Genomic DNA, 16525 nt, shown 5'->3' with positions numbered 1-16525 from the left:
TTTTCGCCGCATACAGACGGCATCGGCAATGACCGGAAATCAACGACACAGGCGAGGATCAGTTCGCTTGACGGAAAACACACAATAAGGAAGAAACATGAAGCAATCGCATTCGATGCAACCTGCAATGTTGAAGATTTGTGTCGCAGTATCTCTGGCAGTCGTGTCCTTGACGGCGGCGGCGGGTGTCGGCAACGACAATCCAGCCGGCAAACAGCAGTTCGTCATGGAGACTGATCAGATCATCGTCAAGTACAAGGACGACCTCCCGGTGGAGAAGACCAAGGGCCAAGCCAGGGGGCACGCGGTTGCCGCGCTGGCCCAGGAGCGCAAAGGCAAGCTCGAGCGCGCAGGCCAGGAGTTCGGCATGACCGTCCGCGAGAGCCACGCGATCGCCAGCGGCGCCCGGGTGTTCAAGCTCAACGGTAAAAAGCATCTGAACGACGTTCAGAAAGTTGCGGCCGAAATGATGGCACGCGACCCGGCCATCGAATACGCCGAGCCGGACCGCATCATGACCCACATGGCGACCGCGAACGACCCCTATTACGCCCAGCAGTGGCACTATACCGACGCGACCGGCGGCCTGCGCCTGCCGACCGCCTGGGACAAGTCGACCGGCACCGGCGTGGTCGTGGCCGTGATCGACACCGGCTACCGCCCGCACGCCGACCTCAGCGGTCAATTCCTGCAGGGCTATGACTTCATCAGCAGCGCCACCATCGGCAACGATGGCAACGGCCGCGACAGCGATGCGAGCGACCCGGGCGACTGGGTCGCGGCAGGCGAATGCTATGCCGGCTCGCCGGCATCGGGCTCGAGCTGGCACGGCACCCACGTGGCCGGCACCGTTGCCGCCAAGACCAACAACAGCCTGGGTGTGGCTGGCGTGGCGTACAACGCCAAGATGATCCCGGTGCGCGTGCTCGGCAAGTGCGGCGGCTACACCTCGGACATCGCCGACGCGATTACCTGGTCCTCGGGCGGCACCGTGACCGGCGTGCCGGCCAACGCCAACAAGGCGAAGGTGCTGAACCTGTCGCTGGGCGGCAGCGGCGCCTGCGACGCCACCACCCAGACTGCGATCAACGGCGCCCGTTCGCGCGGCTCGGTCGTGGTGGTGGCGGCCGGCAACGACAACATGAACGTCAGCAACGCCAGCCCGGCGAACTGCTCGGGCGTCATCGCCGTGGCAGCCACCGGCAAGACCGGCGGCCGTGCCTCCTACTCGAACTACGGCACCCTGGTGGACGTGGCGGCCCCCGGCGGCGACGGCAGCTACAGCGTGATCTCGACCCTGAACTCGGGCTCCTCGACCCCGGGCTCGGACAACTACGCAGGCTACCAGGGCACCTCGATGGCGACCCCGCACGTGGCGGGCGTGGCGGCGCTGATGTTCGCGGCCAAGTCGACCCTGACCCCGGACCAGGTGGAAAGCATGCTGAAGTCGACCGCGCGCGCCTTCCCGGCGACCTGCTCGGGCTGCGGCACCGGCATCGTCGACGCGACCGCGGCGGTGAATGCGGCGATCGGCGGCACCACCCCGCCGAGCGGGACGGTCATCAACGAAACCGAGTCGAACAACACGCTGGGTACCGCCAACCTGGTCTCGACCAGCGGCACCACCGTGAACGCCACCTTGTCGAGCTCGACCGATACGGATTACTTCCGTGTCGATCTGCCGGCGGGCAAGACCCTGAGCGCGACGATGACGCCGAACAGCACCTCCGACTACGACCTGTACATCTACAACAGCGCGGGCACCCTGCTCAGCCGCAGCGAGAACGGCGCCGGCGCGGTCGACAGCGCGAGCTCGGCCAACACCGGCACCACCACCGCCAGCCGTTACGTGCGCGTGGTGTACTACAGCGGCAGTGTCGGCAGCGCCGGTACGTATAACGTGAAACTGAGCTGGTAAGGTCAGGAGGAAGCGGCGCGCTCCCCTGCGCCGTCTTCATCCGGGAACGCGCGGCTTGCCGCGCGTTCTTTTTTTTGACGTTTTGCAAGAAAAAACGGATACTGTATGGAATAACAGTAGTCGACCCTGCCGTCACGTGACGTCGTCCATGTGAATTCTCCGCTCCGTAAAATCATCCACTGCGACTGCGACTGTTTCTACGCATCGGTCGAGATGCGCGACGACCCGTCGCTGCGCGGGCGTCCGCTCGCGGTCGGCGGCCGTCCCGACCAGCGCGGCGTGATTGCCACCTGCAACTACGAGGCGCGCCGCTACGGCATCCATTCGGCCATGGCCACCGCCCAGGCCATGAAACTGTGCCCGCAGCTCCTGGTGATTCCGCCGGCGATGGAAAAATACCGGATCGCATCAACCCAGATCATGGACATCTACCGCGACTACACCGAGCTGGTGGAGCCGCTCTCGCTCGACGAAGCCTATCTCGACGTCAGCGACTCAACGCACTGCAAGGGCAGCGCCACCCTGATCGCGCAGGAGATCCGGCGCCGCATTTTCGAGACCGTCGGCATCACCGCCTCGGCCGGGGTGGCGCCGAACAAGTTCGTGGCCAAGATCGCCAGCGACTGGAACAAGCCGGACGGCCTTTTTCTCGTGCGGCCAGAGGAGGTCGATGCCTTCGTGGCCGCGCTGCCGGTGAAAAAACTGTACGGCGTCGGCAAGGTGACGGCCGAGAAGATGCACCGGCTCGGCCTGCAGACTTGCGCCGACATGCGCCACTGGAGCATCGAGCGCCTGACCGAGCATTTCGGCAGCTTCGGCTACCGGCTCCACAAGCTGTGCCGCGGTATCGACGAGCGCGCCGTGAACACCTCGCGCGAGCGCAAGTCGATCAGCACCGAAGAGACCTATACGCCGGACGTGCCGGACCTGGACGCCTGCCTGCGGCTGCTGCCGGACCTGTATGAGCACCTGCTAGGCCGCATCAAGCGCAACGGCGCCGAGAAATTCATCAACAAGCTGTTTGTGAAGATCAAGTTCTCGGACTTCCAGCAGACCACGGTCGAGTGTGTTGGCTATGCGCCACATATCCCGACCTATGCGCGCCTGATGGAAGCCGGCTGGGCCCGCCATAGCCGCCCGGTGCGCCTGCTGGGCGTCGGCGTGCGCCTGAGCGATACCGAGACAGTCGAGCAGTTGCGCCTGTTCGACGATGCGCTGCCGGCGGCGATCGTCGAGGCTGTTGGCGACCCGGCAACAGATTAATTTTTTTCCCTTCGTAAACACGGCTGAGTTCTGCCCGGCAGCGTAGAATGTCGTTCCCCAGAATTTAGACACCAATCGGATAACAAGCGTATGTGGTTCAAGAATCTCCAGATTTATCGCCTGCCCGCTCCCTGGGCATTCAACCCCGAACAGATGGAAGAAGCCCTGCAGTCGCAGGCTTTCACGCCCGCGAGCAGCAATGAACTGCTGCGCCAGGGCTGGGATTCGCCACGCGGCAACGGCAAGCTGGTCCACGTCGTCAACAAGCAGATGCTGATGATGCTGGGCACCGAGAAGAAGCTGCTGCCGAGCTCGGTCATCAACCAGGTCGCCAAGGCCAAGGCCGCCGAGCTGGAAGAGCAGCAGGGCTTCCCGCCTGGCAAGAAGGCAATGAAGGAATTGAAGGAGCGCGTGGCCGACGAACTGCTGCCGCGCGCCTTCTCGATCCGCAGCAACGTCTGGGTCTGGATCGATCCGGTCAACGGCTGGCTGGTGGTCGACGCCGCCAGCCCGTCGAAGGCGGACGACGTCATCAAGCTGCTGCTCAAGGCCGTGGACCGCATGCCGCTCGAATCGCTGCGCGTGCAGCGTTCGCCGGTGGCCGTGATGACCGGCTGGCTGGAAGCGGACGAAGCGCCCTACGGCTTTACCATCGACCAGGACACCGAACTGCGCGCCACCGGCGAAAGCCGCGCCGCCGTGCGCTACGTGAAGCACACCCTGGAACCGGACGACATCCGCCGCCACATCGCCGCCGGCAAGCAGTGCACCCGCCTGGCCATGACCTGGAACGACCGCATCAGCTTCGTGCTGACCGAGTCGCTGGCGATCAAGGGCGTCAAGCCGCTGGACGTGATCAAGGAAGGCGAAGCGGTCACCTATAGCGACGACGAGCGCTTCGATAACGACATCACCTTGATGACGGGCGAACTGGCCAAGCTGATGGCGGATGTGGTGGAAGCCCTAGGCGGCGAAGCGAAGGCGTAATTCCGTTTAGCGGTGCGTGCGCAGTGACGCACGCGCTAGCTATCACCGCGTGGGCGGGGAACCCGCCCACGCTACGAACAGCGATACATGTAGGGTGGGCGGGTCTCCCGCCCACGCGTTCAAACAGTGCATGCTCCGATGCGCTGCTTTATTTGGCTCCGGCCATCTCCTCGCTGGTCGACGGCTCATCCCCCTGTTCCGGCTTGCCGCTCGAGTAGGTCGGCCCCGGCCGGTTCTGGTGCGGCGCCGGCTTGCCCGGCAGCGGCGGCAGGGCCTTGGCCTGTTCCAGGTCGATGCCAGCCACCTCGGCCACGCGGCGGCCATAGTCCTCGTCGCAGTGCCACAGGTGCCACACCATGCGCAGCTGGATCGGCGCCGGGCACTTCTTCAGGTCGCCCCCCACGTTGGCCACCAGGTCGTCACGCTCCCAGTCCTCGAACGTGCGGTAGCGCGCGCCGGCCTGGGCGTAGTCATCCATGGTGCGGGTGGTCTGGTAGCGGCCCAGGTGGCCCTCCACGTACTGGTTGTATTCCTTGTCGGGCTTGGGCGCTTCGCTGTAGCCGCCCATCAGGCTCGGCTCATAGTTGATGTGCTTGTCCTGGCCGCGGCCGTCCACGTAATAGGTCATCTGGCCGTCGCGCTGGTTGGTGCGCGCCGCCGCGCCTTCCTGCGGCTGGTTGATCGGCAGCTGCAGGTAGTTCGGGCCCACCCGGTAGCGCTGGGTGTCGGAATAGGACAGGGTGCGGCCCTGCAGCATCTTGTCGTCCGAGAAGTCGATGCCGTCCACCAGCACGCCGGTGCCGAAGGCCGCCTGCTCGGTTTCGGCGAACACGTTGTCGGGATTCTTGTTCAGCACGATGCGGCCCAGCGGCAGCAGCGGGAACTGGTCTTCCGGCCAGCGCTTGGTGTCGTCCAGCGGGTCGAAGTCGAGTTCAGGATGCTCGCCGTCGCTCATGATCTGCACGCAGAATTCCCATTCCGGGAACTCGCCGCGCTCGATCGCTTCGTACAGGTCGCGCGTGGCGTGGCTGGTATCAATGGCCTGGATTTCGGCGGCTTGGCTGGCAGTGAGGTTGCGCACGCCCTGCTTCGGCTGGAAGTGGAACTTTACCAGGTGGGCCACGCCCTGGTCGTTGACCAGTTTATACGTGTTCACGCCCGAGCCTTCCATCTCGCGGTAGCTGGCCGGGATGCCCCACGGGCTCTTGACCCAGGTAATCATGTGCAGCGCTTCCGGATGGCTGCAGATGAAGTCGTAGAAGCGCCACGGCTCCTGCTGGTTGGTGACCGGATCGGGCTTGAAGGCGTGGATCATGTCCGGGAACTTGATCGCGTCGCGAATGAAGAAGACCTTCAGGTTGTTGCCCACCAGGTCCCAGTTGCCGTCCACCGTCTTGAACTTGATGGCGAAGCCGCGCGGGTCGCGCGCCGTCTCGGGGGATTCCTTGGCGCCGATCACCGTCGAGAAGCGCACGAAGATCGGAGTCTGGACGCCGAGTTCGTTCAGCACGCGGGCACGCGTGTACTTGCTGACCGGCTCGCCGCCGATGCTGCCGTAGGGCTCGAAGTAGCCGTGGGCGCCGGTGCCGCGCGCATGCACCACCCGTTCCGGGATGCGCTCGCGGTCGAAATGGGTGATCTTTTCGATGAACTGGTAATTCTCGAGCGTGGCGGGACCACGTTCGCCCACCGAGCGCAGCGACTGGTTGTCGCGGACCGGGTGGCCCTGGCGCGTGGTCAGGATAGGGCGCTGCTCGTTCATTGCTCTCTCCTCGGACAAATTCGTTTGGAGAGGGCAGTATAGGCAGGCGCGCGCCGGTGCAGCGCGCGCCTGCCTACAAAACCTCCATGGCTGCGTTGCACCGTCTCGCCGTACACATGTACTGTCTTCGACGGTGCGCCTTGCCCTGTAGGTTTTGTGAAATTAGAGCTGCTGGAACACGCCGGCGGCGCGGTTCTTGGTGACGTTATCCCATGGGAACACCTGGCCGTTCATGGCCACGTAGACGCCGGCCGGCAGGGTTTGCGCGACGCCGCAGGCGAAGCCGAGGTTGAACAGGGCGTCGGAATTCGCGATCTCGTAGGGGATCATGGCGCCGGTCAGCACGATGGTCTGGCCGAGGCTCGCTGCGCCGAGCACGGCCGCGGTTTCGCGCATGGTGTCGGTGCCGTGGATGATGACGATGGCCTTCTCTTGCGCCGCCTGGCAGGAGGCCAGCACGCGCTGGCGGTCCGGGTCTTGCATGTCGAGCGAATCGAGCAGGGGCAGCACTTCCAGCTCGCAGGGCACGGTCATGCGCGAGCGCGCGATCACCGCCGGCAGGTGGCTTTCGGCAAAGCCGAGCACGCCGTTCAGTTCGTTATAGTGTTTGTCGAAAGTGCCGCCGGTGGCGATGATTCGCAAAGTCATGTTGGTTTGTCCACGTGCAGAAATAAGGTGCGTAATGATAGCCGCAAACGGTAGTGTATCCGTAGGCGAAGCGCTAGAATCGCCTGGATCGGATGAGTAGCTTTACCCGTCTCCTTCATTTTTCTCTTCAGTTACTCCCATGAAAACCGTCGCACCGGGCACCGTCATTTTCCACCGCCATCGAGGCTATGGCGTGATCACCCACGTCAACTTGCTCACCGGCTGGATCTCGGCGCGCTTCGGCAGCGAGCAGCGCACGCTCGACCTGAACCTGTCGAGCGACGAGGTGCAGCACGCCGACGGCGAGCCGATCCTGTTCCGCCGCACGCCGCCCGACCGCATGCCGCATGCGCGCCTGATGGAAGTGGTGCGCGCGCTGCACCAGGCGGGCTACCAGAAGCTCTACCTGTACTCCTGGCCCAAACCGTCCGGCCTGCACTGGCGCTGGCACCTGTTCACGGGGCCGCGCAACTGGATGCAGCGCACCTGGCGCGAAGGCTGGTACGGCTCGGGCGCGGACTACAACAACAATCCGGTCATGGGCTGGGGCGATTCGCCGGGCGCCAGCACCGACGAGCTGATCCATGCGCTGGCGAAGTTCGACCCGCAAGGCCTGGCGCAGGCGCTGGGGCGCGACGAAGACCACACGGCCTGGTTCGCCCAGGTCTGCGAGCTGCTCTTGCCGGGCTACATGTACAGCCTGAACATGGAACGCCAGAGCGGCGGCAAGCTGATCGAAGCGCCGCCGGTGCCGGTGGTGCCGGTACGCGCCGGGCTGCAGCCGTATGCAGGGCCGCAGATCGGCTGGCCGCCCGGCTGGGCGGGCTTGTGGACCGGCACCCATGTGATGCCGATGCGTAAGCCCAGTTTTACCGGCATACCGGAACTGAAGCAGGAAAGTTAACGCTTGCCCAGGGCTTCGGGGTTGAGGATGTTATCCGGCTGCCCCGCCGCGAAGCGCACCAGGTTCTCGAACGCGGTCTGGAAATAGATCTCGTAGCTGTCCTGCTCCACATATCCCAGGTGCGGTGTGGCCAGCACCGTCGGGATGCGCAGCAGCGGCGAATCGGGCTTGAGCGGTTCATTGGTGAACACGTCCAGCGCCGCATGGCCGGGCCGTCCGGCCCGCAAGGCCTGCTCCAGCGCCCCGTCCTCGACCAGCTCGGCCCGGCTCGTGTTGACGAACAGCGCGTCCGGCTTCATGCGTGCGAAATCCTCGGCCTTGACGATGCCGCGCGTGGCCTCGCCCAGGCGCAGGTGCAGCGTGAGCACGTCCGCCTGCGCGAACAGGGCCTCGCGCGAGGCGGCCGCCTCGCAGCCGTCGGCGACCGCCTGCTGCCGGCTGCCTTCGCTGCCCCAGACCAGGACGCGCATGCCGAAGGCGCGCGCATAGCCGGCCACCAGCTGGCCGATCTTGCCGTAGCCCCAGATCGCCAGCGTGCGTCCGCGCAGCGAGCGCCCCAGACCGTTGAGCACGGGATTGACCGAGGCCGTCTGCCACAGGCCGTCCTTCAGGTTGCTCGCATAGGGCACGATCTTGCGGCTGGCCGCCATGATCAGGGCCCAGGTCAGCTCGGATGGCGCCACCGGCGAACCGATGCCCTCGGCAATTGCAATGCCGTGTCCGGTTGCCGCCGCCACGTCGACGTGCCCGCTGACCTTGCCGGTCTGCGAAATCAGCTTCAGGTTCGGCAGCCGGGCCAGCAGCGCGGCGGGGAAGGCGGTGCGCTCGCGGATGAGCACCAGCGCGTCGAACGGCGCCAGCCGTGCAGCCAATTGGCCCAGGCCGCGCGCTGGATGTGTAAATACTTTTACCTCGTGTCCGTCGAGCAGGCGGAAGCATTGCAGGCCGCGCACGGCGTCCTGATAATCGTCCAAAACAGCTATTCGCATAAAAGTTGCTTTCAAATAAGTTCGATCACGTAGCGAAATAACAGCTTCCAAAAAGACCGTAAATAGCCTACTACATTACTCGGACATTTTTGGCTACTTTTTTGTAGTAGCTGAGCGTGAATCGGGTTTTACGGGTGTACAATCGGCCAATTCTTGAGGGTCTGACATGCTTGTGCCGGACCCGGCAGCACCACTTCGGCTTCCCCCTTATGAGGCCGTCGACACGACCGCCGTAAACTGCCGCGCTCCGATGGGGCGATCCGCCATTCTAAGGCACGGCCAGACGGACGATCCTGCCGTGACAGTATTCTTAATTGGCATTGGAGGTATCTATGAACCAGCCCGTGATGGGCGGCGTCGCCGCACTGAACGTTCCAGCTCACGTCAAACACCAGAAGCTCATCAACTGGGTCGCGGACATCGCCGCCCTGACGAAGCCTGACAGCATCTACTGGTGCGACGGTTCCGAAGAAGAGTACGACCGCCTGTGCGCGCAGATGGTCGAAGCCGGTACCATGAAAAAGCTGAACCCGGCGAAGCGTCCGAATTCCTATCTGGCCTGGTCCGACCCGTCGGACGTCGCCCGCGTCGAAGACCGCACCTACATTTGCTCGGCAACGAAGGAGCAGGCCGGCCCGACCAACAACTGGATGGACCCGGGCGAGATGCGCCGCACCCTGAACGGCCTGTTCGACGGCTGCATGGCCGGCCGCACGCTGTACGTGGTGCCGTTCTCGATGGGTCCGCTGGGCTCGCCGATCGCCCACATCGGCGTCGAACTGTCCGACTCGCCTTATGTCGCCGTCAACATGCGCATCATGACGCGCATGGGCAAGGCCGTGTTCCACGTGCTCGGCACCGATGGCGAGTTCGTGCCTTGCGTGCACACCGTCGGCATGCCGCTGGCCGCCGGCCAGAAAGACGTGCCGTGGCCGTGCAACGCCACCAAGTACATCGTCCACTACCCGGAAACCCGCGAGATCTGGTCCTTCGGCTCGGGCTACGGCGGCAACGCGCTGCTCGGCAAGAAGTGCTTCGCGCTGCGCATCGCCTCGAACATGGGCTACCAGGAAGCGCAGGCCGGCGGCACCGGCTGGCTGGCCGAGCACATGCTGATCCTGGGCGTCGAATCGCCCAAGGGCGACAAGAAATACGTGGCGGCCGCCTTCCCGTCGGCCTGCGGCAAGACCAACTTCGCCATGCTGATCCCGCCCAAGGCCTTCGATGGCTGGAAGGTCACCACCATCGGCGACGACATCGCCTGGATCAAGCCGGGCGCGGACGGCAAGCTGTACGCCATCAACCCGGAAGCCGGCTACTTCGGCGTGGCCCCGGGCACCAACGACAAGACCAACCCGAACTGCATGGCCTCGCTGCGCGAGAACGTCATCTTCACCAACGTGGCGCTCACCGACGACGGCGACGTGTGGTGGGAAGGCATGACCAAGCAGGCGCCCGATCACCTGATCGACTGGCAGGGCAAAGACTGGACCCCGGCGTCCGGCACCAAGGCCGCCCATCCGAACGCGCGCTTCACCGTCGCCGCCACCCAGAACCCGGTGATCGACGCCGCCTGGGACGACCCGGCCGGCGTGCCGATCTCGGCCTTCATCTTCGGCGGCCGCCGCTCGACCACCGTGCCGCTGGTGACCGAAGCCAACAACTGGGTGGAAGGCGTCTACATGGCCGCCACCATGGGCTCGGAAACCACCGCCGCCGCCGCCGGCCAGATGGGCGTGGTGCGCCGCGACCCGTTCGCGATGCTGCCTTTCATCGGCTACAACATGAGCGACTACTTCCAGCACTGGCTGAACCTCGGCAAGAAAGTCGAAGCGCAAGGCACTGCGCCTTCGATCTTCTGCGTCAACTGGTTCCGCACCGACGAGAACGGCGGCTTCGTGTGGCCGGGCTACGGCGACAACATGCGCGTGCTGAAGTGGATCCTGGACCGCGCCGAAGGCGGCGCCCAGGGCGGCCAGCAGCACCTGTTCGGCACCTCGCCGAACTATGCCGACCTGAACTGGGAAGGCGTGGACTTCACCGAGCAGCAGTTCACCCAGATCACCTCGATCGACAAGGACGCCTGGAACGAAGAGCTGAAGCTGCACAGCGAGCTGTTCGAGAAGCTGGCCTACCGCCTGCCGCAAGAGCTGGTCGACACCAAGGCCAAGCTGGAGAAGCAACTGGCTGCGTAATTCATCCAGCTACGCAGTGACACCGAAGGACAGGCTGGACGCCTGTCCTTTTTTATTGCCGGGTCATGATTTTCCAGATCATTCCTGCGGTCCTTTTCGCACACTCAAAGTGGCGCTACCCGATCGGTGCGGGGTTTAGGCTATCCGCTCGTTCAACGCCATCGTAGGGAGAAGAAATCATGAACAGGACCATGAAACGATTCGTTGCGACTTCTCTTGCCGCGCTGCTGGCTGGAACGGCAGGCGCTGCCCTTGCCCAGGTCGGGTCGGCCAAGGATGCCGCCACCCCGGGCACGGCCCGCCACAAGGAGGAGCTGAAGGACGCGAACGAGCACGTCAACAGCGCCATCCGGGTCGTCCATCGCATGCAGGCCACGCCGGAGATGCGCGCGCTGCTGGAGCGCGCCAAGGGCGTGTTCGTCGTGCCCAAGTATGGCGAAGCGGCCCTGGGTGTCGGCGCCCGCGGCGGCGCAGGCGTGCTCCTGGTGCGCAACGGGAATACCTGGAGCAACCCGGCCTTCTACAACATGGGCGGCATCACCGCCGGCCTGCAGGCGGGGGCCGAAGCCGGCGCCATCGCCTTCGTGCTCAATGACCAGAAAGCCCTGAACAGCTTCATGCAGAACAACAAGTTTTCGCTGGGAGCCGACGCCGGCCTGACGCTGGTCGACTGGTCGAAGAAGGGCGAAGGCTCGGCCGGCTGGGGCAACATCACCGCCTGGGCCGACACCGAAGGCCTGTTCGGCGGCGCGGCCATCAACATCACGGACATCGACTACGACGAAGACGAGACCGCGGCCTATTACCGGCGCCAGGTGGCGGCGCGCGACGTCATGAGCGGCAAGGTGAAGAATCCGCAAGCCGACATGTTGCGCCAGGCGCTGGCGAATGCGTCGAGCGGCAGCGGTACGGCAGCCATGGGCAGCAGCGGGACGCGCGGGACCACGTCGAGCAAGGACACGAAGACCGAGTCGGAGCGGGAGCGCAGCCGCTAGCAGGGGCTGCGTGAATAAAAAGGGGCAGCACCCGCGGCGCTGCCCCTGCTTCATGCGCGATGCTGTCAGCGCGCGGTCATGGTTCTCAAGCCTTCAGCAAGGGCTTCAGGTACTTGCCGGTCACGCTCGCCTTGTTCTTCGCCACGTCCTCCGGCGTACCGCTGGCGACGATGGTGCCGCCGCCGGCGCCGCCTTCCGGCCCGAGGTCGACGATCCAGTCCGCGGTCTTGATCACATCGAGGTTGTGCTCGATGATCGCCAGGGTATTGCCCTGGTCGCGCAGGCGGTGGATCACCTTCAGCAGCAGGTCGATGTCGGCGAAGTGCAGGCCGGTGGTCGGTTCATCGAGGATGTACAGGGTACGTCCGGTATCGCGCTTGGACAGTTCCAGCGACAGCTTCACGCGCTGCGCCTCGCCGCCCGACAGCGTGGTCGCGCTCTGGCCCAGCTTGATGTAGCCGAGGCCCACGTCCAGCAGGGTCTGGAGCTTGCGCGCGATCACCGGCACCGGCTTGAAGAACTCGTGCGCGTCCTCGACCGTCATCTCCAGCACTTCGGTGATGTTCTTGCCCTTGTACTGCACTTCCAGCGTCTCGCGGTTGTAGCGCTTGCCGTGGCAGACGTCGCAAGGCACGTACACGTCCGGCAGGAAGTGCATCTCGACCTTGATCACGCCGTCGCCCTGGCATGCCTCGCAGCGGCCGCCCTTCACGTTGAAGGAGAAGCGGCCCGCCGAGTAGCCGCGTTCCTTCGCGGTCGGCACGGTGGCGAACAGGTCGCGGATCGGCGTGAACACGCCGGTGTAGGTCGCCGGGTTCGAACGCGGGGTGCGGCCGATCGGCGCCTGGTCGACCGAGATCACCTTGTCGAAGTGCTCCAGGCCGTGGATCGCATCGTGCTCCGCCGGCTCGGTCTGCGAACCGTACAGGTGGCGCGACAGGGCCGGGTACAGGGTGTCGTTGATCAGGGTCGACTTGCCCGAACCGGACACGCCCGTCACGCAGGTCATCAGGCCCACCGGCAGGGTCAGGGAAACGTTCTTCAGGTTGTTGCCGCGCGCGCCGGTAATCACCAGCTGGCGCGCCGGATCCATCTTGGTGCGCTTCTTCGGCACCTCGATCTTCCTTCGGCCGTCCAGGTACTGCGCGGTGAGCGAATGCTCGCTCCGCATGATCTCCGGCAGCGAGCCGGCCGCGATCACCGCGCCGCCATGCACGCCCGCGCCCGGGCCCATGTCGACGATGTAGTCGGCGGTACGGATCGCATCCTCGTCGTGCTCCACCACCAGCACGCTGTTGCCGATGTCGCGCAAATGCTTCAGGGTCGCGATCAGGCGGTCGTTGTCGCGCTGGTGCAGGCCGATCGAGGGCTCGTCCAGCACGTACATCACGCCGGTCAGGCCCGAGCCGATCTGCGAGGCCAGGCGGATGCGCTGCGCTTCGCCGCCGGACAGGGTATCGGCGCTGCGATCCAGCGACAGGTAGTCCAGGCCGACGTTGTTCAGGAACTTCAGGCGCGCCGTAATTTCCTTGATGACGCGCTCGGCGATGTCCTTCTTGGCGCCGCTCAGCTCCAGGGTCTCGAAGAAGGCCAGGGTGTCGCGCAACGGCTTGTCCGAGACTTCATAAATCGCGCGCTGCTGGGCGCCTTGGCCGATCTTCACGAAGCGCGCTTCGGTGCGCAGGCGCGCGCCCTCGCAGGCCGGGCACTTCTTCTCGTTGATGAACTTGGCCAGCTCTTCCTTGACCGCCATCGAGTCGGTCTCGCGGTAACGCCGCTGCAGGTTGTTGACCACGCCTTCGAAGGTGTGCTCGCGGATCACGGTGCGGCCACGCTCGTTGACGTAGCTGAACGGGATCGCGGCCTTGCCCGAGCCGAACAGCACGGCTTCCTGGGCCGTTTTCGGCAGGGTCTCGAAGGGCTTGTCGAGGTCGAAGTCGTAGTGGGCCGCCAGGCTCTGCAGCATCTGGAAGTAGAACTGGTTGCGGCGGTCCCAGCCCTTCACGGCGCCGGAGGCCAGCGACAGGTGCGGGAAGGCGACGATGCGCTTCGGATCGAAGAACTCGATGTGGCCGAGGCCGTCGCACTCCTGGCAGGCACCCATCGGGTTGTTGAAGGAGAACAGGCGCGGCTCGAGCTCCTGCAGCGAATAGCCGCAGACGTTGCAGGCGAACTTGTTCGAGAAGACGGTTTCTTTCTCGGTATCCATTTCATACGCTACAGCACGGCCGTCGGCCAGGCGCAGGGCGGTCTCGAAGCTTTCGGCGAGGCGCTGCTTGATCTCGGGATTGACCTTGACGCGGTCGATCACGACATCGATGCTGTGCTTCTCGGTCTTTTTCAGTTTGGGCAGCTCGTCGATCTCATAGATCTTCGCCGCATTGACGCCGCTGGCGACGCGGAAGCGCACGAAGCCCTGGGCCTGCATGGCTTGGAACAGGTCGCCGTGCTCGCCCTTGCGGCCGGCCACCACGGGGGCCAGGATCATCAGCTTGGTGCCTTCCGGCATGGCCAGCACCGCATCGACCATCTGCGACACGGTCTGGGCCGCCAGCGGCTCGTGCGGGTGCTGCGGGCAGTAGGGAGTGCCGACGCGTGCGTACAGCAGGCGCAGGTAGTCGTGGATCTCGGTGACGGTGCCGACCGTCGAGCGCGGGTTGTGCGAGGTGGCCTTCTGCTCGATCGAGATCGCCGGCGACAGGCCTTCGATCAGGTCGACGTCCGGCTTTTCCATCAGCTGCAGGAATTGGCGCGCATAGGCCGACAGCGATTCGACGTAGCGGCGCTGGCCTTCCGCGTACAGGGTGTCGAAGGCGAGCGAGGACTTGCCCGAACCCGACAGGCCCGTGATGACGATCAGCTTGTTGCGCGGAAGGTCGAGGTTGATGTTCTTCAGGTTGTGCGTGCGTGCGCCGCGAATGCGAATTTCTTCCATTGGTTTTTTTGGGCAGGCTTTCAATAAAGTTTGCAGGGCCGGCGCACGATGGACTGTCGCGGTGAGCGGGCCAATCAGGGAGAACCTAGTAGTGTAGCTGTTTTTTCGAAGTGCTGTACATGCATCCAGCAGTTTTGCGCCACTGGAATACGTTTCGATAGCAAACCGGAACGCTCCCGCCGCACGCGAAAAGCCGGGTTCGCCGTATGTGGGCCGTTTCCCCGGCTGTTCAATGACAAAGCGTCCAGATAGCGAAAATTTTTGTTCGGACGCGGGTCAAACCCGTGTTTTTCATGCTGGACCTGGCGCAATCGGGCATGTGGGCAGGGACGCAAAATCTCCTTTTTTTCTCTGCCTTTCGGGCCCATAATAGTTGGTTGCAGCACCACGTTCCCTGACGCTTGGAAATCACGCAGAGTCAGGGCTCTACAAAACTCATTGGAGTAACAACATGGCATCAGTCAACAAGGTCATCATCGTCGGCAACCTGGGCCGCGATCCGGAAATCCGCTACATGCCGAGCGGCGACGCCATCGCGAACATCGCGGTCGCCACCTCGTACAAGTCGAAGGACCGCCAGACCGGCGAGCAGAAGGAACTGACCGAATGGCACCGCATCTCGTTCTTCGGCCGCCTGGCCGAGATCGTGGGCCAGTACCTCAAGAAGGGCTCCTCGGTCTATGTCGAAGGCCGCCTGCAGACCCGCAAGTACACCGACAAGGACGGCATCGAGCGCTACGCGACCGACATCATCGCCGAGAACATGCAGATGCTGGGCGGCCGCCAGGGCATGGGCGGTGGCGACAGCATGGGCGGCGGCATGGATGACGGCGGCTACGAGCCGCAGCAGCGTCCGGCACCGCGCCAGGCCCCGCCGGCACCGGCCGCCCGTCCGCAGCCGCAGCGCCCGGCGCCGAACTTCTCGGACATGGACGACGACATCCCGTTCTGATCGCGTCATCCGGCACCTGTCCAAGACCCCGCACGCCCCGCGCTGCGGGGTTTTTTCTTTCCCGAAGCGTGCGTGCCGATCGGAGGCGAGCGCATACACTTGTCGGTCGTGCAGTTCCCACCGACGCCCTCCCTTTGAAAGGAAAGCCATGCCACGCATCCAGACTTCCGGCGCCAATCCGACCGAGCTGTATTACTACGAACAGGGCCAGGGCCAGCCCGTCGTCCTGATCCACGGCTGGCCGCTCAGCCACCGCATGTGGGAGTCGCAGATCACGGCCCTGGCGGAAAGCGGCTACCGCGTGATCGCCTACGACCGCCGCGGTTTCGGCCAGTCGGGCCGGCCGACGAGCGGCTACGACTACGATAGCTTCGCGGCCGACCTCGACGCGCTGATGACCCAGCTCGACCTGCGCGACGCGGTCCTGGCCGGCTTCTCGATGGGCGGCGGCGAGGTGGCGCGCTACATCGGCCGCTACGGCAGCGAACGGGTCTCTAAAGCCATGCTGCTGGGCGCCGTGCCCCCCTTCCTGCTCAAGACCGGGGACAATCCGGAAGGCGTCGACAAGTCGGTCTTCGACGGCATGCTGGAAGCGGTCAGGAAGGACCGGATCGGCTTCCTGGGCGACTTCTTCTACAATTTCTACAACCTGGAACCGGACGGCAAGGACGGCCAGGAACTGGTCGCCTTCAGCAAGTGGATTGCCTGGGAAGCGTCGCCGCTGGCGACCCGGGAATGCATCAATGCCTTCGGCGGCACCGATTTCCGCGCCGACCTGGCCAGGTTCGACATCCCGACCCTGGTCGTCCATGGCGATGCCGACCGCATCGTGCCGCTGCAGGTGTCGGGCCAGCGCTCGCACGACATGATCGCCGGCAGCCGCCTCGAGGTGGTGCAGGGTGCGCCGCATGGTTTCGCGGCCACCCACGCGGCGCAGCTGAATGCGCTGATGCTGGACTTCCTGAAGCGCTGAGCAG

General features: G+C 64.6%; 12 protein-coding genes. 8 read left to right on the top strand and 4 right to left on the bottom strand.

From position 1 onward, the window contains the following. Window positions 1-226 precede the first annotated feature (226 nt). The 3 genes from MasN3_RS00275 to MasN3_RS00265 all read left to right on the top strand — a co-directional run bounded on the left by MasN3_RS00275 (window position 227) and on the right by MasN3_RS00265 (window position 4168). Window positions 227-1918, top strand: coding sequence for a S8 family serine peptidase (locus tag MasN3_RS00275; protein ID WP_307730393.1), 1692 nt, complete (start codon window positions 227-229; stop codon window positions 1916-1918). A gap of 150 nt (window positions 1919-2068) precedes the next feature. Beyond that, window positions 2069-3181, top strand: coding sequence for a DNA polymerase IV (gene dinB, locus MasN3_RS00270; protein WP_281911273.1), 1113 nt, complete (start codon window positions 2069-2071; stop codon window positions 3179-3181). Window positions 3182-3271: 90 nt separating this feature from the next. Then, the gene (locus MasN3_RS00265; RefSeq protein WP_036211683.1) at window positions 3272-4168 is read left to right on the top strand and encodes a recombination-associated protein RdgC; all 897 of its coding nucleotides are present in this window, start codon (window positions 3272-3274) and stop codon (window positions 4166-4168) included. 148 nt (window positions 4169-4316) lie between these two features. On the opposite strand, the gene MasN3_RS00260 is transcribed toward MasN3_RS00265, so the two are convergent. Together MasN3_RS00260 and MasN3_RS00255 are read right to left on the bottom strand one after the other, a co-directional pair. Further along, entirely contained in the window at window positions 4317-5930 is a 1614-nt protein-coding gene (locus MasN3_RS00260; protein ID WP_281911269.1) for a catalase, read from the bottom strand. Window positions 5931-6092: 162 nt separating this feature from the next. Further along, entirely contained in the window at window positions 6093-6578 is a 486-nt protein-coding gene (locus tag MasN3_RS00255) for an asparaginase domain-containing protein (protein ID WP_281911266.1), read from the bottom strand. Between the two features lie 139 nt (window positions 6579-6717). On the opposite strand from MasN3_RS00255, the gene MasN3_RS00250 reads away from it, so the two are divergent. Beyond that, window positions 6718-7482, top strand: coding sequence for an L-asparaginase (locus MasN3_RS00250; protein WP_281911264.1), 765 nt, complete (start codon window positions 6718-6720; stop codon window positions 7480-7482). On the opposite strand, the gene MasN3_RS00245 is transcribed toward MasN3_RS00250, so the two are convergent. Then, a complete protein-coding gene (locus MasN3_RS00245) occupies window positions 7479-8471 on the bottom strand; it encodes a D-2-hydroxyacid dehydrogenase family protein (RefSeq protein WP_281911261.1) in 993 nt (330 codons plus the stop codon). The genes MasN3_RS00250 and MasN3_RS00245 overlap by 4 nt on opposite strands. Window positions 8472-8803: 332 nt before the next feature. Here MasN3_RS00245 and MasN3_RS00240 point away from each other — a divergent pair, with 332 nt between their 5' ends. Beyond that, window positions 8804-10666 (top strand): phosphoenolpyruvate carboxykinase (GTP), encoded by a 1863-nt coding sequence (locus MasN3_RS00240; RefSeq protein ID WP_281911259.1) that lies wholly within the window; start codon window positions 8804-8806, stop codon window positions 10664-10666. Between the two features lie 191 nt (window positions 10667-10857). After that, on the top strand, window positions 10858-11661 hold the full coding sequence (locus MasN3_RS00235; RefSeq protein WP_281911257.1) for a lipid-binding SYLF domain-containing protein: 804 nt from the start codon (window positions 10858-10860) through the stop codon (window positions 11659-11661). 85 nt (window positions 11662-11746) lie between these two features. Here the strand turns inward: MasN3_RS00235 and uvrA are convergent, their stop codons facing one another. Further along, entirely contained in the window at window positions 11747-14596 is a 2850-nt protein-coding gene (gene uvrA, locus MasN3_RS00230; RefSeq protein ID WP_281911256.1) for an excinuclease ABC subunit UvrA, read from the bottom strand. Window positions 14597-15047: 451 nt separating this feature from the next. Here uvrA and ssb point away from each other — a divergent pair, with 451 nt between their 5' ends. Together ssb and MasN3_RS00220 are read left to right on the top strand one after the other, a co-directional pair. Then, window positions 15048-15548 (top strand): single-stranded DNA-binding protein, encoded by a 501-nt coding sequence (ssb, locus tag MasN3_RS00225; protein ID WP_209589756.1) that lies wholly within the window; start codon window positions 15048-15050, stop codon window positions 15546-15548. Window positions 15549-15696: 148 nt separating this feature from the next. Further along, entirely contained in the window at window positions 15697-16521 is an 825-nt protein-coding gene (locus MasN3_RS00220; RefSeq protein ID WP_281911254.1) for an alpha/beta fold hydrolase, read from the top strand. The last annotated feature ends 4 nt before the right edge of the window (window positions 16522-16525 follow it).

The sequence above is a fragment of the Massilia varians genome, from assembly GCF_027923905.1.
Lineage (GTDB): Bacteria > Pseudomonadota > Gammaproteobacteria > Burkholderiales > Burkholderiaceae_D > Telluria > Telluria varians_B.
The sequence above is the reverse complement of the archived record's forward strand: the minus strand, read 5'-3'. Positions and strand labels throughout refer to the sequence as shown.